Source organism: Pseudomonas sp. PB101, assembly GCF_009764265.1.
In the GTDB taxonomy this organism is placed as follows: domain Bacteria; phylum Pseudomonadota; class Gammaproteobacteria; order Pseudomonadales; family Pseudomonadaceae; genus Aquipseudomonas.
Window position 1 is genome coordinate 79,256 of record NZ_RWIR01000016.1, and the last position, 17,411, is coordinate 96,666.

Annotated in this window: 19 protein-coding genes; 9 read left to right on the top strand and 10 right to left on the bottom strand. The window is 61.4% G+C overall.

What is annotated here, in order from left to right; translation table 11 throughout:
- The first annotated feature begins 7 nt into the window (after nucleotides 1–7).
- Nucleotides 8–331 carry a DUF3392 domain-containing protein gene (locus tag EI969_RS04595; RefSeq protein WP_007987827.1) on the top strand — a complete coding sequence of 108 codons (324 nt, stop codon included), beginning with the start codon at nucleotides 8–10 and terminating at the stop codon, nucleotides 329–331.
- A gap of 114 nt (nucleotides 332–445) precedes the next feature.
- Here the strand turns inward: EI969_RS04595 and trmB are convergent, their stop codons facing one another.
- The 4 genes from trmB to EI969_RS04615 all read right to left on the bottom strand — a co-directional run bounded on the left by trmB (nucleotide 446) and on the right by EI969_RS04615 (nucleotide 2,688).
- On the bottom strand, nucleotides 446–1,171 hold the full coding sequence (gene trmB, locus EI969_RS04600; protein ID WP_103395777.1) for a tRNA (guanosine(46)-N7)-methyltransferase TrmB: 726 nt from the start codon (nucleotides 1,169–1,171) through the stop codon (nucleotides 446–448).
- Between the two features lie 9 nt (nucleotides 1,172–1,180).
- A complete protein-coding gene (locus EI969_RS04605) occupies nucleotides 1,181–1,975 on the bottom strand; it encodes a thiazole synthase (RefSeq protein WP_160386127.1) in 795 nt (264 codons plus the stop codon).
- Between the two features lie 60 nt (nucleotides 1,976–2,035).
- Complete coding sequence (gene thiS / locus EI969_RS04610) at nucleotides 2,036–2,236, bottom strand: sulfur carrier protein ThiS (protein WP_160386128.1); 201 nt, start codon at nucleotides 2,234–2,236, stop codon at nucleotides 2,036–2,038.
- 71 nt (nucleotides 2,237–2,307) lie between these two features.
- Entirely contained in the window at nucleotides 2,308–2,688 is a 381-nt protein-coding gene (locus EI969_RS04615) for a DUF423 domain-containing protein (protein WP_160386198.1), read from the bottom strand.
- A 77-nt stretch (nucleotides 2,689–2,765) separates the two neighbouring features.
- Here EI969_RS04615 and mtgA point away from each other — a divergent pair, with 77 nt between their 5' ends.
- Nucleotides 2,766–3,488: a monofunctional biosynthetic peptidoglycan transglycosylase gene (mtgA, locus tag EI969_RS04620; protein WP_160386129.1), complete on the top strand. Its 723-nt coding sequence runs from the start codon at nucleotides 2,766–2,768 to the stop codon at nucleotides 3,486–3,488.
- 206 nt (nucleotides 3,489–3,694) lie between these two features.
- Here the strand turns inward: mtgA and rpoH are convergent, their stop codons facing one another.
- From rpoH to ftsY, 4 genes are all read right to left on the bottom strand, one after another.
- The gene (gene rpoH / locus EI969_RS04625; RefSeq protein WP_007975386.1) at nucleotides 3,695–4,549 is read right to left on the bottom strand and encodes an RNA polymerase sigma factor RpoH; all 855 of its coding nucleotides are present in this window, start codon (nucleotides 4,547–4,549) and stop codon (nucleotides 3,695–3,697) included.
- Nucleotides 4,550–4,669: 120 nt separating this feature from the next.
- Nucleotides 4,670–5,692, bottom strand: a complete 1,023-nt coding sequence (gene ftsX / locus EI969_RS04630; protein WP_160386130.1) for a permease-like cell division protein FtsX — start codon at nucleotides 5,690–5,692, stop codon at nucleotides 4,670–4,672.
- Nucleotides 5,689–6,360, bottom strand: a complete 672-nt coding sequence (ftsE, locus tag EI969_RS04635) for a cell division ATP-binding protein FtsE (RefSeq protein ID WP_007975383.1) — start codon at nucleotides 6,358–6,360, stop codon at nucleotides 5,689–5,691. The genes ftsX and ftsE overlap by 4 nt, the downstream gene beginning before the upstream one ends.
- Nucleotides 6,357–7,880, bottom strand: coding sequence for a signal recognition particle-docking protein FtsY (ftsY, locus tag EI969_RS04640; protein ID WP_160386131.1), 1,524 nt, complete (start codon nucleotides 7,878–7,880; stop codon nucleotides 6,357–6,359). The genes ftsE and ftsY overlap by 4 nt, the downstream gene beginning before the upstream one ends.
- 343 nt (nucleotides 7,881–8,223) lie before the next feature.
- On the opposite strand from ftsY, the gene EI969_RS04645 reads away from it, so the two are divergent.
- Genes EI969_RS04645 through EI969_RS04665 form a run of 5 tightly spaced genes read left to right on the top strand, consistent with a single transcriptional unit; the run spans nucleotide 8,224 to nucleotide 13,562 of the window.
- Nucleotides 8,224–9,579, top strand: coding sequence for a pitrilysin family protein (locus tag EI969_RS04645; RefSeq protein WP_160386132.1), 1,356 nt, complete (start codon nucleotides 8,224–8,226; stop codon nucleotides 9,577–9,579).
- Nucleotides 9,572–11,062: a pitrilysin family protein gene (locus tag EI969_RS04650; RefSeq protein ID WP_160386133.1), complete on the top strand. Its 1,491-nt coding sequence runs from the start codon at nucleotides 9,572–9,574 to the stop codon at nucleotides 11,060–11,062. Before EI969_RS04645 ends, EI969_RS04650 begins: the two co-directional genes overlap by 8 nt.
- Complete coding sequence (rsmD, locus tag EI969_RS04655; RefSeq protein ID WP_160386134.1) at nucleotides 11,062–11,670, top strand: 16S rRNA (guanine(966)-N(2))-methyltransferase RsmD; 609 nt, start codon at nucleotides 11,062–11,064, stop codon at nucleotides 11,668–11,670. Before EI969_RS04650 ends, rsmD begins: the two co-directional genes overlap by 1 nt.
- 56 nt (nucleotides 11,671–11,726) lie before the next feature.
- Nucleotides 11,727–12,725, top strand: a complete 999-nt coding sequence (locus EI969_RS04660) for a hydrolase (protein ID WP_160386135.1) — start codon at nucleotides 11,727–11,729, stop codon at nucleotides 12,723–12,725.
- Between the two features lie 3 nt (nucleotides 12,726–12,728).
- Complete coding sequence (locus EI969_RS04665; RefSeq protein ID WP_160386136.1) at nucleotides 12,729–13,562, top strand: AraC family transcriptional regulator; 834 nt, start codon at nucleotides 12,729–12,731, stop codon at nucleotides 13,560–13,562.
- Between the two features lie 139 nt (nucleotides 13,563–13,701).
- Here the strand turns inward: EI969_RS04665 and EI969_RS04670 are convergent, their stop codons facing one another.
- Nucleotides 13,702–14,556: a sulfurtransferase gene (locus EI969_RS04670; RefSeq protein WP_160386137.1), complete on the bottom strand. Its 855-nt coding sequence runs from the start codon at nucleotides 14,554–14,556 to the stop codon at nucleotides 13,702–13,704.
- 32 nt (nucleotides 14,557–14,588) lie between these two features.
- On the bottom strand, nucleotides 14,589–15,260 hold the full coding sequence (locus tag EI969_RS04675; protein ID WP_160386138.1) for a TetR/AcrR family transcriptional regulator: 672 nt from the start codon (nucleotides 15,258–15,260) through the stop codon (nucleotides 14,589–14,591).
- Nucleotides 15,261–15,405: 145 nt separating this feature from the next.
- Between EI969_RS04675 and EI969_RS04680 the strand changes: the two genes are divergently transcribed.
- Both EI969_RS04680 and EI969_RS04685 read left to right on the top strand, forming a co-directional pair.
- Nucleotides 15,406–16,836, top strand: coding sequence for a coniferyl aldehyde dehydrogenase (locus EI969_RS04680; RefSeq protein WP_160386139.1), 1,431 nt, complete (start codon nucleotides 15,406–15,408; stop codon nucleotides 16,834–16,836).
- A 28-nt stretch (nucleotides 16,837–16,864) separates the two neighbouring features.
- Nucleotides 16,865–17,410, top strand: a complete 546-nt coding sequence (locus EI969_RS04685) for a twin-arginine translocation pathway signal protein (RefSeq protein WP_160386140.1) — start codon at nucleotides 16,865–16,867, stop codon at nucleotides 17,408–17,410.
- Nucleotide 17,411 lies beyond the last annotated feature (1 nt).

A 17,411-nucleotide genomic window follows, 5' to 3' on the forward strand; every position in this document is an offset into this window, starting at 1 on the left:
AAATCCAATGGATTTGGTACTCGACCTGCTTGCCACCGTGTCTCGCTGGAGCCGCAGCAACCTCTCGGAAATCGCCCTGGCCCTGGTGGGCTGCCTGCTGGTGCTGTTCGGTGCGGACTTCAAAGGCTGGGTCGAGCAGCGCCTGGGTAGCATCGCCGGCGCCTTGCGCGTACCGCTGATGTCCCTGCTGTGCATGATCGGCAGCGGCGCGGCACTGATCTACGCCACGCCATGGGTCGTGCGTGGCCTGAGCCAGTTCAACAACTACAGCCTGGCGCCGGTGTTGCTGGTGGTGCTGGTGTTGATTGGTGTCGTGGCAGACCGCCGCTGATTTCCAGGCGCAAAAAACCTGTAGGAGCCGGCTTGCTGGCGATGGTGTGTCAGCCACATCGATGTTGACTGACACTCCATCGCCAGCAAGCCGGCTCCTACAGGTTTGTACGGGTCAGGACTGTTTTTCGAACTTCAAATCCCACACGCCATGCCCAAGACGTTCGCCACGGCGTTCGAACTTGGTGATCGGCCGCTCGGCCGGGCGCGGTACGCACTTGCCGTCTTCGGCGAGGTTGCGGTAACCCGGCGCCACGCTCATCACTTCCAGCATGTACTCGGCGTACGGTTCCCAGTCAGTGGCCATGTGCAGAATGCCGCCGACTTTCAACTTGCTGCGCACCAGCTCAGCGAAGGACGCCTGAACGATACGGCGCTTGTGGTGACGGCTCTTGTGCCACGGATCCGGGAAAAACAGCATCAGGCGATCGAGGCTGTTATCGGCCACGCAGCGGTTGAGCACTTCGATGGCATCGCAATCGTAGACTCGCAGGTTGGTCAAACCCTGGGTCAGCACGCCATTGAGTAGCGCGCCGACACCCGGACGGTGAACCTCGACGCCGATGAAATCCTGGTCCGGCGCGGCCGCGGCCATTTCCAACAGCGAATGGCCCATGCCGAAACCGATTTCCAGCGAGCGCGGTGCCGAGCGACCGAACACCTGGTCGAAGTCCACCGGCGCATCGGCCAGCGGCAGCACGAACAGCGGCGTGCCCTGCTCCAGGCCCTTTTGCTGGCCTTCGGTCATGCGCCCGGCGCGCATCACGAAACTCTTGATGCGGCGGTGTTGGCGCTCGTCGCCTTCTTCCGTCTGGATAGGCGTGTCGTTCGATTCAGTCATCAATGGCTCTTACTTGATCAGACCATCCAGCGGCGAAGAGGCGCTGGCATAGAGTTTTTTCGGCATGCGGCCGGCGAGGTAGGCCAGGCGGCCTGCGACGATGGCATGTTTCATGGCTTCAGCCATCATGACCGGCTGCTGGGCGTGGGCGATGGCCGAGTTCATCAGCACGGCATCACAACCCAGCTCCATGGCGATGGTGGCGTCGGAAGCAGTACCGACACCAGCATCCACCAATACTGGAATATTGGCTTCTTCGAGGATGATCTGCAGGTTGTACGGGTTGCAGACCCCCAGACCGGAGCCGATCAGACCGGCCAGCGGCATCACCGCGATACAGCCGATTTCTGCCAGTTGCCGGGCGATGATCGGGTCATCGCTGGTGTAGACCATCACGTCGAAGCCTTCCTTGACCAGCGTCTCGGCGGCCTTGAGGGTTTCGATCACGTTGGGAAACAGGGTTTTCTGATCGGCCAACACTTCCAGCTTGACCAGATTGTGGCCATCGAGCAGCTCACGGGCCAGGCGACAGGTGCGCACGGCTTCGATGGCGTCGTAGCAACCGGCGGTGTTCGGCAGGAAGGTGTAGCGATCCGGTGACAGCACTTCGAGCAGGTTCGGCTCGCCCTCGATCTGGCCAAGGTTGGTGCGGCGCACGGCGAAGGTGACGATCTCGGCACCCGAAGCTTCGATGGCGGTGCGGGTTTCTTCCATGTCACGGTACTTGCCGGTACCGACCAGCAAACGCGACTGGTAAGTACGACCGGCCAGGACGAAAGGCTTGTCGCTGCGAACGATGCTCATGGGAAATCCTCTGTAGGGGTGAGGTACTTGATGAATTCTGTGGCCACCGGACCGAGGTGGCTAGCCGCCGCCGATGGCGTGCACCACTTCGACGTTGTCACCGTCGTTCAACGTGGTGTCTGCATGCTGACTGCGCGGGACGATATCCAGATTGAGTTCGACCGCCACCCGGCGACCGGTCAGGTCCAGACGGGTGATCAGGGCCGCAACGGTTTCACCGTCGGGCAGTTCAAAGGATTCGCCGTTCAACTGAATGCGCATGCCGGATGCCGCCATCATTTTTAGGGGCTGGCATTCTAGCCCGATCATGACCTAAAGGTCAGCAACAAGCGTCAAGCGGTCAGCGGCAGGCGCCAGGCGGCCAACCCCAGGCAGAGCCAGCCAACGAGGAAGGCCAGGCCACCCAATGGCGTGATGATGCCGAGCTTGCTGATGCCCGTCAGCGTCAATAGATACAGGCTGCCGGAGAACAGCAAGATACCGATGACAAACGATGCACCCGCCCAAGTCACCAGACGCCCGGGGATCTGCGTGGCCAGCAACGCGACGCCCAACAATGCCAGGGTGTGCACCAGTTGATAGGTGACGCCGGTATGGAAGATCGCCAGGTACTCGGCGCTCAAGCTGTTTTTCAGGCCGTGGGCGGCAAAGGCGCCGAGGCCGACACCGGTGAAGCCGAAAAAAGCGGCCAGCATCAGAAAACCACGCAGCAGCATGCAGAACTCCAGTCAGTTTCGATCCAAAGGGTCTGTATAATGGCCCGCTCAACGGGTTCGGCCAAGCCATCTCTATGCTGCGTATCTATTTCCGTCGTTTCACCAAGGCCGTGCTCTGGTTCATGGGCGGTAGCGTTTTGCTGGTGCTGATCTTTCGCGTGGTGCCGCCGCCGGGGACTGCGCTGATGGTCGAGCGCAAGATCGAGTCCTGGTTTGACGGCGAACCCATTGACCTGCAACGGACCTGGAAACCCTGGGACGAGATCTCTGATGACCTCAAAGTTGCGGTGATTGCCGGCGAAGACCAGAAATTCCCCGAGCATTGGGGCTTCGATATCGGCGCGATTCAGGCAGCGTTTGCCCACAACGAGCGCGGCGGTTCGATCCGCGGCGCCAGCACCCTCAGCCAGCAGGTCTCGAAAAACCTGTTCCTGTGGTCTGGCCGCAGCTGGATGCGCAAAGGCCTGGAAGCCTGGTTTACCGCACTGATCGAAGTGTTCTGGCCCAAGCAGCGAATTCTTGAGGTGTACCTCAACAGTGTCGAGTGGGATGACGGTGTGTTTGGTGCCGAAGCGGCGGCCCGTCATCACTTTGGCGTCAGTGCCAAAGGCCTCAGCCGCCAGCAATCGAGCTTGCTGGCGGCCGTTCTGCCCAACCCGCGTGTCTGGAGCGCGAGCCATCCGACCGCTTACGTGGCGCGACGGGCTGGCTGGATCAGGCAGCAGATGAGTCAGTTGGGCGGGGACAGCTATCTGGTCGGGCTGAACGATTCGCGCCGGGCGCCTTGGGCCCAATAACTGATCACCATTTACTGAAGCACTGAAGATCCCTGTGGGAGCGAGCTTGCTCGCGATTGCGGTAGGTCATCCAACATTGATATCGACTGAACCGACGCCATCGCGAGCAAGCTCGCTCCCACAGGGCCCATCGCAAGCCGACCATCAGCCACAAACAAAAACACCCCGATCAATGATCGGGGCGTTATTTATTGCCTTCGCACAAATTATGCAGCGATCGACAACTTGAGCTTGTTCATCGCGCTCTTCTCAAGCTGACGAATACGCTCGGCCGACACGTTGTACTTCTGCGCCAGGTCATGCAGCGTGGCTTTTTCTTCCGCCAGCCAGCGCTGGTAGAGAATGTCACGGCTGCGGTCGTCCAGCACTTCCAGCGCTTCGTGCAGGTTGTGGTTGGAGTTGTCGCTCCAGTCCGCGTCTTCCAGTTGACGCGCCGGGTCGTACCGGTGGTCTTCCAGATAGTTGGCCGGCGATTGGAAGGCACTGTCGTCGTCCGCTTCGGCAGCCGGGTCGAAGGCCATGTCATGGCCCGTCAGGCGACTTTCCATCTCGCGCACTTCCCGAGGCTCTACACCCAGGCTTTCGGCTACACGATGGACTTCCTCGTTATTCAACCAGGCCAGACGCTTCTTCTGGCTGCGCAGGTTGAAGAACAACTTGCGCTGGGCCTTGGTGGTCGCGACTTTCACGATGCGCCAGTTGCGCAGGATGAACTCGTGGATTTCCGCCTTGATCCAGTGCACGGCAAAGGACACCAGGCGCACGCCCATTTCCGGGTTGAAGCGCTTCACGGCCTTCATCAGGCCGACGTTGCCTTCCTGGATCAGGTCAGCCTGAGCCAGGCCGTAGCCGGAATAGCTACGGGCGATATGTACGACAAAACGCAGGTGGGCGAGCACCATCTGCCGAGCCGCCCCCAAATCCTGCTCATAATAGAGACTCTCGGCCAGTTCACGCTCCTGCTCCGGCGACAGCAATGGAATGCTGTTGACGGTGTGCACATAGGCCTCCAGGTTCGCACCCGGGACCAGAGCATATGCAGGTTGCAAAGAATTGGTCATACGAAAAAACCTCCCACTTACAAACTCGTGCAGTTCAGCACTGCGAAAATTGACCGGAAACCGAAAGACAAGTTCCCTAAAACCCATAAAAGCTGAAAGGTCAATACGAGCAAAATGATACTACTTAGGCGCAAGCTCCCTCAGGTGGCGTGCGACTGCAATCCATGCACCGATATACCCCAACAGCACCGCGCCAAGCAAGAGAGACAGACCGTCGGCAACCGGCACTCCGGCCAGCGCAAAATCACTGCCGTACAAACCGGCCAGCCCTACCACCGCGTCGTTCAGCCAATCCAGGCCGAACGCGAGAACGCCCCAGGACAGAATGCCCGCACCGAAGCCATACAGCGCGCCCATATACAGGAAGGGCCTGCGCACATAGCTGTCAGTGCCGCCGACCAGTTTAATCACTTCTATCTCTGTGCGGCGGTTTTCAATATGAAGACGAATGGTATTGCCTATCACCAAAAGTAATGCAGAAACCAGCAGCACGGTCAGACCGAAGACAAAACGGTCACCCAGCTTGAGGATGGCTGCCAGACGCTCGACCCAGACTAAATCAAGTTGCGCCTGCTGTACCTTCGGCAGCTCGGATAGTTTTTGTCTTAATGCTTCAAGGGCCGGCTTGTCGACTTCGGTCGGCGTCACCAGGACCACGCCCGGCAGCGGATTCTCCGGCAGCTCCTTGAGTGCCTCACCCAGCCCCGACTGTTGCTGGAACTCTTCCAGCGCCTGCTCGCGCCCCACGTACTCGGCATCGGCCACACCAGGCATACCCTTGATCTGATCGCGCAGCGATTCGCCTTCGGTCGGCTTGGCCTCAAGGTCCAGATACAGGGAAATCTGTGCCGCACGCTGCCATGAGCCGCCAAGACGCTCGACGTTACTTAGCAAAAGTGACAGCCCCATGGGCAAACTCAGGGCCACCGCCATCACCATGCAGGTGAAAAAACTGCCGATGGGCTGCTTGCCCAGGCGGCGCAGGCTGTCGACCATGCTGGCGCGATGGCTTTCGATCCAGGCACGGAACAACGTGGCAAAGTCCGGCCCGTCGTCATCGTCGTGTTTTTTCTTTTGCGGCTGCGGATCGGCCGCTTTCGGGGCTACGCGCTCGGAAACCTTGGGGCTGCGTGTTGCACTCATACCGCGGCCTCCCCGTCACCGATCAATCGACCGCGTTGCAGCGTCAGCATGCGATGGCGCATGCGGGCGATCAGGGCCAGGTCGTGGCTGGCGATCAGCACGCTGGTACCGAGGCGATTGATGTCTTCGAACACGCCCATGATTTCGGCGGCCAGACGCGGATCGAGGTTACCGGTCGGTTCGTCCGCCAGCAGCAAGGCCGGACGATGGACGATGGCTCGGGCGATACCGACGCGCTGCTGCTGACCGGTGGACAGGTCGCCCGGGTACAGGTCGGTTTTATCCGACAATGCCACGCGTTCCAGAGCCGAGTCCACGCGTTTGGCGATCTCGGCCTTGGACAGGCCCAGTATCTGCAACGGCAACGCAACGTTGTTGAACACCGTGCGATCGAACAGCAACTGGTGATTCTGGAACACCACGCCGATCTGCCGGCGCAGGAAAGGAATCTGCGCATTGCTGATGGTGCTCAGGTCCTGCCCGGCGAGCAGCAGTTTGCCGCTGGTCGGACGCTCCATGGCCAGCAACAGCCGCAACAAGGTGCTTTTACCGGCGCCGGAATGGCCGGTGACAAACAGAAACTCGCCACGACGGACTCGAAAGCTCAGCTCATGCAAGCCGACGTGACCGTTCGGGTAGCGCTTACCGACCTGTTCGAAACGAATCATGAACGCTCCCGCTCGGCAAACAATGCCTGGACAAAGGGTTCTGCTTCAAAGGTACGCAAATCGTCGATGCCTTCGCCGACGCCGATGTAGCGGATCGGCAGGCCGAATTGCTTGGCCAGGGCGAAAATCACCCCGCCTTTGGCGGTGCCGTCGAGCTTGGTCAGCGCCAGGCCGGTCAGTTCGACGGTCTGGTTGAATTGCTTGGCCTGGTTGATGGCGTTCTGACCGGTGCCGGCGTCAAGCACCAGGAGCACTTCATGAGGTGCGTCGGCGTCGAGCTTGGCGATCACGCGGCGAACCTTTTTCAGCTCTTCCATCAGGTTGTCTTTGGTGTGCAGGCGGCCGGCGGTGTCGGCGATCAGCACATCGATGCCACGGGCCTTGGCGGCCTGCACGGCGTCGAAGATCACCGAGGCCGAGTCGGCGCCAGTGTGCTGCGCGATCACCGGGATCTTGTTGCGCTCACCCCATACCTGCAATTGCTCCACCGCCGCGGCGCGGAAGGTGTCGCCAGCGGCGAGCATGACTTTCTTGCCTTCCAGCTGCAGCTTCTTCGCCAGCTTGCCGATGGTGGTGGTCTTGCCGGCACCGTTGACGCCGACGACCAGAATCACGAACGGCTTGTTCTGCGAGGTGATTTTCAGCGGCTGCTCGACAGGCTTGAGCATGGCGGCCAGTTCAGCTTGCAGGGATTTGTACAGGGCGTCGGAGTCGGCCAGCTCTTTGCGCGCGACCTTCTGGGTCAGACGCTGAATGATCACCGACGTGGCTTCGACACCAACGTCGGCGGTCAGCAAACGGGTTTCGAGGTCTTCGAGCAGCTCGTCATCAATGGCCTTGCGACCAAGGAACAGGCTGGCCATGCCTTCGCCGATACTGGCGCTGGTCTTGGACAGGCCCTGCTTGAGGCGGGCGAAGAAGCCGGCTTTGGTTTCTTCGCTGCGTACCGGTTCGACCGGAGCTTCGTCAGGAGCTTCGACTGGAGCGGGAACGGAAACAGGTTCTGCAACAATCGGGGCTACCGGGGCCACGACCACCGGGGCAACCGGTTCGGTTACGACCGGTGCAGGTGCAGGTGCAGGCTCAGCCACAACGATCGGCGCCACCACCGGCTCGACCACAGGCGCATGAACCGGTGCCGGGGCAAACGCAGCCGGGGCCGGAATCGGCGGAGTCACATGGGGGGCCAGGTCATTCTCGACCAGTGCCACCGGCTCTTCCGCCACAGGCAAGGTCAGCCAAGGCTCGGCAGCAGTGCTCAGCGGTTGCTCGAAGACTTCACTGACAGGTTCGGCAACAACGTCGGCCTGTGGCTGCAGCACCGGTTCGGCAATCGGCAGGACCACCGGCGCGGGCGCTTCTTCTATTACCGGGGCCGGGGCAGGTGCCGGCGCGGGCTCAGGAACGGGTTGTGGCTGTTCGACGACGGGGTCCTGCGGCTTTTTGCGCAGCCATCCGAACAGGCTTTTTTTCTCGCCAGCCGCAGCTGGGGTCTTCTTGTCGTCGTTGGAACCAAACATGGAGGACGGCTATCTCACGGTAGCGACGCGCCAATGGCGCCCCGGCAAATAAATATTCGATGCAGAACAGACTGCGATTGACCCAGCTTGTTCACGCGCAACATTTTGTCGAGGTGCCCACGGCGCCTCAAAGGTCGACTAATACGAAGGACTGGAACGGCATCGTCGGCGAAAACGCAGAGTTTAGCTGACAAACTCAAAGTTTCTGCCGGTAACCCATGCAACCCACAGGCCGGTCAAAGGCCTGATAGGCGTGGCCGCCAGTAAAACGGATCAGTATCCTAGCACCCTCTCGCCCGCTGACGCTAAGAACAAGCGGGCAGCCCCAAAGGTTTGAAAACGAATGAATGCTCTTGCCCGCCGCGCCGCAGGCCTGCTGCTCAGCACAGTTTGCCTGCCCCTTTCGGCCCTGGCTGCCGACCCGCAACCCACCCACGAATTCACCCTCGACAACGGTCTGAAGGTGGTCGTGCGTGAAGACCACCGTGCACCCGTGGTGGTCTCCCAAGTCTGGTACAAGGTCGGCTCCAGCTACGAGACGCCGGGCAATACCGGCCTGTCCCACGCACTGGAACACATGATGTTCAAGGGCAGCGAGAAGGTTGGTCCCGGCGAAGCCTCGCTGATCCTGCGCGACCTCGGTGCCGAAGAGAACGCATTCACCAGCGACGACTTCACTGCCTACTACCAGGTGCTGGCCCGCGACCGCCTGGGCGTAGCCTTCGAACTGGAAGCCGACCGCATGGCCAGCCTGCGCCTGCCGACCGACGAGTTCACCAAGGAAATCGAGGTCATCAAGGAAGAACGCCGCCTGCGTACCGACGACAAGCCGATGTCCAAGGCCTACGAACGCTTCAAGGCCATGGCCTACCCGGCCAGCGGCTATCACACGCCGACCATCGGCTGGATGGCCGACCTTGAGCGGATGAAAGTCGAAGAACTGCGCCACTGGTACCAGACCTGGTACGTGCCCAACAACGCCACGCTGGTGGTGGTCGGTGACGTGACGCCTGACGAAGTCAAAGCCCTGGCCCAGCGTTACTTCGGCCCGATCGCCAGGCGTGAAGTGCCGGCCGCGAAAAAACCGCTGGAGCTGGCCGAACCGGGCGAGCGCCAGATCACCCTGCATGTGCAGACCCAGTTGCCCAGCCTGATGCTGGCCTTCAACGTGCCGAGCATTGCCACCGCCGACGACAAACGCCTGGTCAATGCCCTGCGCCTGATCTCGGCGCTGCTCGACGGCGGCTACAGCGGACGCATCCCGACGCAACTGGAGCGCGGAGAAGAACTGGTGTCCGGCGGCTCGTCGAGTTACGACGCCTATACCCGTGGCGACAGCCTCTTTACCCTGTCGGCAGCACCCAACTCGCAGAAGCACAAGACCATCGCCCAGGCCGAAGCCGGTTTGTGGAAGCTGCTCGAGCAACTGAAAACCACTGCGCCGACGGCCGAAGAACTCGAACGGGTCCGCGCACAAGTCATCGCCGGACTGGTCTACGAGCGCGACTCGATCACCAGCCAGGCCACCGCCATCGGCCAACTGGAAACCGTCGGCCTGTCATGGCAGTTGATGGACACCGAACTGGCCGACCTGGAAAGCGTGACCCCGCAAGACATCCAGAAAGCCGCCAAGCTGTATTTCACCCGCGAACGTCTCAGCATCGCCCATGTATTGCCTCTGGAGACGACTCATGAGTGAGCGTAAACAATCCCGCCTGGCCCTGATCGGCCTGGTCGCCGTTGCCGTGATCGGCTCTGCCGCGTTCTATCTGTCGCGCTCTGGCGAAACCAATGCCAGCGAAGCCCTGGACAAGGCCAAGGCCAGCCAGAAACTGCAATCGCTGGCAGAACTCAACGGCAAGGCGCCGAACCACCGCAAGCTGGACGTGCAGACCTGGAACACCGCCGAAGGCACCAAGGTGCTGTTCGTCGAAGCCCATGAGCTGCCGATGTTCGACATGCGCCTGATCTTCGCCGCCGGCAGCAGCCAGGACGGCGATGCACCGGGCCTGGCATTGCTGACCAACGCCATGCTCAACGAAGGCGTGGCCGGCAAGGACGTCGGCGCCATTGCCCAGGGCTTCGAGGGCCTGGGTGCCGATTTCGGCAACGGCGCTTACAAGGACATGGCCATCGCTTCGCTGCGCAGCCTCAGTGCCAGGGACAAGCGCGAACCGGCCCTGCAGCTGTTCGCCGAGGTCATCGGCAAGCCGACCTTCCCTGCCGACTCGCTGGATCGCATCAAGAACCAGATGCTCGCCGGTTTCGAATACCAGAAACAGAACCCCGGCAAACTGGCGAGCCTGGAACTGATGAGCCGCCTGTACGGTGATCACCCGTACGCGCATTCCAGCGACGGCACGGCGAAAAGCGTACCGGCGATCACCGCGGCACAACTGCGTGCGTTCCACCAGAAAGCCTACGCAGCCGGCAACGTGGTCATCGCACTGGTCGGCGACCTGTCCCGCGCAGAAGCAGAAGCCATTGCTGCGCAGGTTTCCAACGCCCTGCCCAAAGGCCCAGCCTTGCCGAAGATCGCGCAACCGGTCGAACCCAAGGCCAGCGTCGGCCACATCGAGTTCCCGTCCAAACAGACCAACCTGATGCTCGCGCAATTGGGCATCGACCGCGACGACCCGGACTACACGGCATTGTCCATGGGTAACCAGATTCTCGGTGGCGGCGGCTTCGGTACCCGCCTGATGAGCGAAGTGCGCGAGAAGCGTGGCCTGACTTACGGCGTGTATTCGGGCTTCACCCCGATGCAGGCGCGCGGCCCGTTCATGATCAACCTGCAGACCCGTGCCGAGATGAGCGAAGGCACCCTGAAACTGGTGCAGGACGTGCTCGCCGACTACCTTAAGACCGGCCCGACCGAAAAAGAACTCGACGACGCCAAGCGCGAACTGGCCGGCAGCTTCCCGCTGTCCACCGCCAGCAACGCCGATATCGTCGGCCAACTGGGCGCCATCGGCTTCTACAACCTGCCGCTGAGCCACCTGGAAGACTTCATGCAGCAGTCCCAGGCCCTGACCGTCGAACAGGTCAAAGCCGCCATGAACAAACACCTGAGCACGGACAAGATGGTCATCGTCAGCGCTGGCCCGACCGTGCCGCAAAAGCCGTTACCGGCCCCTACTGATAAACCTTCCGAGCAGCCGCTCGGGGTTCCGGAGCACTAATGGCCCATCCTAAAAAACCCGCCAAAAACGTCCACAACGGCGTGAACCAACTGCGCATCATTGGCGGCGAATGGCGCAGCCGCAAACTGAGCTTCCCCGACGCCCCGGGCCTGCGCCCGACGCCCGACCGTGTGCGTGAAACCCTGTTCAACTGGCTCGCGCCGTACGTGCCGGGCGCCAAGGTCCTCGACCCGTTCACCGGCAGCGGCGCGCTGTTCCTCGAAGCCTTGTCCCGTGGCGCGGCCATGGGTCAGGCCTTGGACGCCAGCAGCATTGCGGTATCCAGCCTGAAGGAGCACCTGGGTACGCTGCGTTGCACCAACGGCCAGGTCCAGACCGCCGACGCCCTGCGCTACCTGGAAACCCAGACCGCGACGGCCTACGACCTGGTGTTCCTCGATCCGCCGTTCAACCAGAACCTGCTGCCCGTCGTTTGCAAGTTGCTCGAAGAGCGCCAATGGCTGGCCGAAGATGCCTGGGTGTACACCGAAAGCGAGTCCGCGCCTTCGACCCTGGGCCTGCCGGAGAACTGGCGCCTGCATCGCGAGCAGAAATCCGGGCGCGTCTACTACTCGTTGTGGCAACGTATGGCAGAGATCGCCGGTTAATCGAACGGCCTGAAAAAGGTGCGTACCCGCTACGCACCGCTGCATCGAGAAAGAACGTGCCCCATCCGCCAGAACGCTTCACCCCCGCCCCAGGCCTTGGCAACCCGCACTTGCAAACCTTGTGGGGGCCGCTGTGGCGTAAAACCGTGCACATCGGCCGCGAGCGCGAACGCCTGTGGCTTGAAGATGGCGATTTTCTCGACCTCGACTGGCACGGTCCGCACAGCGCCGATGCGCCCTTGGTACTGGTGTTGCACGGGCTCACCGGTTCGTCGAATTCGCCGTACGTGGCCGGCATGCAAAAGGCATTGGGTGACCGGGGCTGGGCCAGCGTCGCGCTGAACTGGCGCGGCTGTTCGGGCGAGCCCAACCTGTTGCCACGCAGCTACCATTCCGGCGCCAGCGAAGACCTGGCCGAAACCATCCGGCATTTGCGCGCCAAACGGCCTCTCGCGCCACTGTATGCGGTGGGTTACTCCCTGGGCGGTAATGTCCTGCTCAAGCATTTGGGCGAGACTGGCAGCGACAGCGGCGTGATGGCTGCCGTGGCGGTGTCGGTGCCGTTCCGCCTGGACCAGTGCGCCGATCGCATCGGCCAGGGCTTCTCGAAAATTTACCAGGCGCATTTCATGCGCGAGATGGTCGCCTACATCAAGAACAAGCAGCGACAGTTCCAGCACGACGGACGCGAAGAGGGCCTGGCAGCCCTGACGGCCCTCGGATCACTGGAAAACATGCGCACGTTCTGGGATTTCGACGGCCGCGTCACCGCGCCACTGCACGGCTTCGCCGATGCCCAGGACTACTATCGCCGAGCCTCAAGCCGCTATTTCCTTGGCGAAATTCGTACACCGACCCTGATGATCCAGGCTGCCGACGACCCCTTCGTGTTTCCCCACAGCCTGCCGCACGTCGATGAGTTGTCCGCCTGTACGCAGTTCGAGCTGCAAGCCAAGGGTGGGCACGTCGGCTTCGTCGACGGCACGCTCAGGCAACCGGGTTACTACCTGGAGCGACGCATCCCCGAGTGGCTGGCCGCCACAGGGCGCGCTTGAGTCATGGACGCTGATCAGGGCGAGTCGATCCACTTCTGGCAAACCCCGCCACTGGCCGGGGTCGAGTTGTTGTCCGCACGCTACATCGATCACCGTTTCGCCCCCCATGTGCATGACGGCTATGTGATCGGCATGATCATGGCCGGTGCCCAGCGTTATCGCTATCGCGGCGCCGAACACCTGGCAGGCAGCGGCACGCTGGTGCTGATCAACCCCGATGAATTGCACACCGGGCACAAAGGCACCGAGGATGGCTGGCTGTACCGGGCGTTTTATCCGGACAGCGGGCAGATCACCTCGCTGCTGGCCGAACTCGAACTGCCCACTCACCACCTGCCGGCCTTCGGTGCGACGCTGTATCGCGACCAGGATCTGGTGAACGGCTTCTGCCAACTCCATCGACTGCTGGAGAGCCCCGCCACCGCCTTGCAGCAACAAACGGTCTGGCGCGAATTGGTGCTGTCGCTGTTGCAGCGGCATGCCGCGGTGCCAGATGCCGGTAAACCCGGCAAGGAGCACCGGGCCGTAAGCCTGGCCAAGGATCTGCTCCATGCACAACTGGCGGCCCCTCCCTCGCTGGAAGAACTGGCGACGGCGGTCAACCTCTCGCCGTTCCACTTTGCCCGAGTGTTCCGCCGCGCCACGGGCATGCCGCCGCACACCTGGCTGATGCAACAGCGCATCGCCCGGGCCAGGGCGTTGCTGCAAAGTGGTTGTCTGCCGCTGGAAGTCGCCATGCAGTTGGGATTTGCCGACCAGAGTCATCTGAGCCGGCAGTTCAAGCAGGTGTATGGCGTTGGGCCGGGGGCGTATCGCACCGCTAAAGCAGGAACTTGAGGTTTAACGAGGTTTCACAAACACCATCCATCCCTGTGGGAGCGAGCTTGCTCGCGATGGCGGATCAACAATCAACATCAATATTGAATGTAATGGCCCCATCGCGAGCAAGCTCGCTCCCACAATATTTTCGTGGTGTTTACTCGCCGGTGGCGACGCCTCGCGCAGGCTCGTTGATCCACTCGCTCCATGAACCGGCATACAACGAACCCAACGGATAACCGGCCAGACACAACGCAAACAGGTTGTGGCACGCGGTCACACCGGAACCGCAGTACGCCACCAGATCATTCGGCGAACGATCACCCAGTTTGGCGGCAAAACGCTGCTTGAGCATATCGGCCGGCAGAAAACGCCCGTCACTGCCAAGGTTGTCGGTAAACGCCGCACATTGAGCGCCGGGGATGTGCCCGGCAATCGGATCGATCGGCTCCACTTCGCCCTTGAAACGCGGCAGTGCGCGGGCATCGAGCAGGGTCAGTTCCGGTCGGGAGAGGCGCTTTTGCAATTTCTCGGCACTGATCAGCAGCGCCATGTCCGGCTTGCCGGTGAAGGAACCACGAGGGATCGCAGGCGCATCCAGGCTCAGCGGCAAACCGGCCGCGTGCCAGGCCTTGAGCCCGCCATCCAGGATGAATACGCCATCGCGCTTGCCCAGCCAGGCCAGCAACCACCAGGCACGCGCCGCATAGGCTCCCGGACCGTCGTCATATAGCACTACTTCGCTATCGGCGTTGACGCCCCAGGCTTGCAGGCGTTCGATCAACTGCGACGGCTCCGGCAATGGATGACGCCCGGTCACGCCCTTGACCACCGCGCCGCTCAGATCCCGCTCGAGGTCGGCATAACTCGAACCGGCAATGTGCCCTTCGGCATAGTTGCGCTGACCGTAGTCCGGGTCTTCGAGGGCAAAACGGCAATCCAGAATCACCAGCCCCGGCTGGTCCTTTTTCAGGTCCAGAGCTTGCGGGCTGATCAGTTGCGCAATGGGCATAGCGGGCTCCTGTGATTATGTCGGTCTTGATCCTACTGTACTTCTTCCAGTGCCTGGGCCAAGGGCACGTAAAACTCTTCGAACAAGGCGTTGACCGCATCGCGGGCCTCATCCGTGACGAAACCGGATTCCAGCACCAGAACCTGGTACACCCCGCGCTTGATGGCCTGCTCGCTGAGGTGGCTGGAGTTCTCCCGCGTGGTGCACAGGAAGCGCACCCAGGACGTAAGGATGATCCATGCATTGAGGGTCAGGGATTCGATCTGCACCTTGTCCATTTTCAGGATGCCGGCGGCGACAAAACCTTCGTAGATGGCTGCTCCGTGGATCAGGCTGCGCTGGGAAAAGCGTCGATAGCGATCGGCCAGGTCCGGGTCGCTGTCGAGCAAATGTTCGAGATCGCGATGCAGAAACCGATAGCGCCACATCGCCGCCAGCAACTCCTTGAGGTAGAAGCGCTTGTCTTCCACCGTAGCGGCGCGGCCCTGGGGCGGGCGCAGGAAGCTGTCCACCAGGCTTTCGTACTCGCTGAACAATACGGCGATGATCGCCTGCTTGTTAGGGAAGTGGTAGTACAGGTTGCCCGGGGAAATTTCCATATGGGCAGCAATGTGGTTGGTACTGATGCTGCGCTCGCCCAGTTGATTGAACAGCTCCAGGCTGTTCTGCACGATGCGCTCGCTGGTTTTGATCCGTGGGGCCATGGCTTGGGCTTAAATTCAGAGTGCGTTGACGGGCATCTTAGATCTATCCGCGAGCGGATAAAACAAAGCTGTTCCAGGATGTCATTTGACTTTCTAGAGCATAGACTCTAAAAAGTACTTCATTACAATAAATCCGGAGCCGACCATGACTGCTGATATTTCCTACCTGCAAAACCTACAGCAGCCGCTGGAAGAGCTTCAGGCATTGTTCGACGCCCAGCGTGCCGCCTACGCCGCCAACCCGATGCCACCCGCTGCGCAGCGCCAGCAATGGCTCAAGGCGTTGAAGGATTTGTTGAACAGCGAACGCCAGGCCCTGATCGATGCGATCAGCCAGGACTTCAGTAATCGCAGCGCCGATGAAACCCTGCTCGCCGAACTGATGCCCAGCCTGCATGGCATCCATTACGCCAGCAAACATCTAAAGGGCTGGATGCGAGCCTCGCGACGCAAGGTGGGCGCAGCCTTCCAGCCGGCTTCGGCCAAAGTCGTTTACCAACCGCTGGGCGTGGTCGGGGTCATCGTGCCGTGGAACTACCCGCTGTACCTGGCCATCGGTCCGTTGGTCGGCGCGCTGTCGGCGGGCAATCGGGTGATGCTCAAGCTCAGTGAGTCGACGCCCGCCACCGGCCTGCTGATGAAACAACTGCTGGCGAAAATCTTCCCCGAAGACCTGGTTTGCGTGGTTCTGGGCGAGGCGGACATGGGCGTGGCGTTCTCACGCCTGCCGTTCGATCACCTGCTGTTCACCGGCGCCACCAGCATCGGCAAACACGTGATGCGCGCCGCCGCAGAGAATTTGACTCCGGTCACCCTGGAACTCGGCGGCAAATCCCCGGCCATCGTCTCTCACGACGTACCGCTCAAGGATGCCGCCGAGCGCATCGCCTTCGGCAAGACCCTGAACGCCGGCCAGACCTGCGTGGCCCCGGACTATGTATTGGTGCCGGAGGATCGCGTCGGTGCTTTCGTCGAAGCCTACCGCACTGCCGTCCGCGGGTTTTATCCGACGCTGGCCGACAACCCGGACTACACGGCGATCATCAATGAACGACAACTGGCGCGCCTCAACGGCTACATCAGCGACGCCACCAGCAAGGGTGCACTGCTGATGCCCCTGTTCGACCAGGGTCAGGGCCGACGCATGGGCCATAGCCTGTTGCTCAACGTCACTGACGAGATGACGGTGATGCAGGACGAGATCTTCGGGCCCCTGCTGCCGATCGTGCCGTACAAGGATCTGGAACAGGCATTTGCCTACATCAACCAGCGCCCTCGCCCACTGGCGCTGTACTACTTCGGCTACGACAAGCGCGAACAACAGCGCGTGCTGCACGAAACCCATTCCGGTGGCGTGTGCCTGAACGACACGTTGCTGCACGTCGCCCAGGACGACATGCCGTTCGGCGGCATCGGCGCCTCGGGCATGGGCCATTACCACGGCCACGAAGGGTTCCTGACTTTCAGCAAAGCCAAGGGCGTGCTGATCAAACAACGGTTCAATGCGGCGAAACTGATTTACCCGCCGTATGGCAAATCGATTCAGAAACTGATCCAGAAGCTGTTCATTCGCTAACGATCATCATCGCCGGGTAATAACAATAATGAATCCCAGTCTGTCCGATACACCCGCGCTGTCACGGCGCGGGCTGCTTAAATTCAGCCTCGGCGCCAGCGCCTTTCTCGCCACTGCCGGATTGGGCGCCAGCCTCAGCGGCTGTTCGGCGAGCGTCCCGGCAAGCGGTTTCGTCACACTGCGCAGCGGCGACCTGCTGTTTTTGCGGGCGTTGCTCCCGGTCATGCTCGAGGGTGCCGTGACTTCCGAACGGATGCCCGAGGCTGTCGACGGCACGCTGAAAAGCCTGGATTACAACCTCGCCCACCTGTCGCCGGAAATGCTCAAGCTGACCCAACAACTGTTCGATGTGCTGGGCATGGCCGTGACTCGCGGACCGCTGACCGGAATCTGGGGCAGCTGGGAAAACGCCAGCGCCGACGATATCCGGCATTTCCTCGATCGCTGGGAAAACAGCTCGTTGAGCCTGTTGCGCATGGGCCACAGCTCCTTGCTGCAACTGGTGATGATGGCCTGGTACGGGCGCAAGGAATCGTGGGCACATTGCGGGTATCCCGGGCCGCCCACTGTCTAAA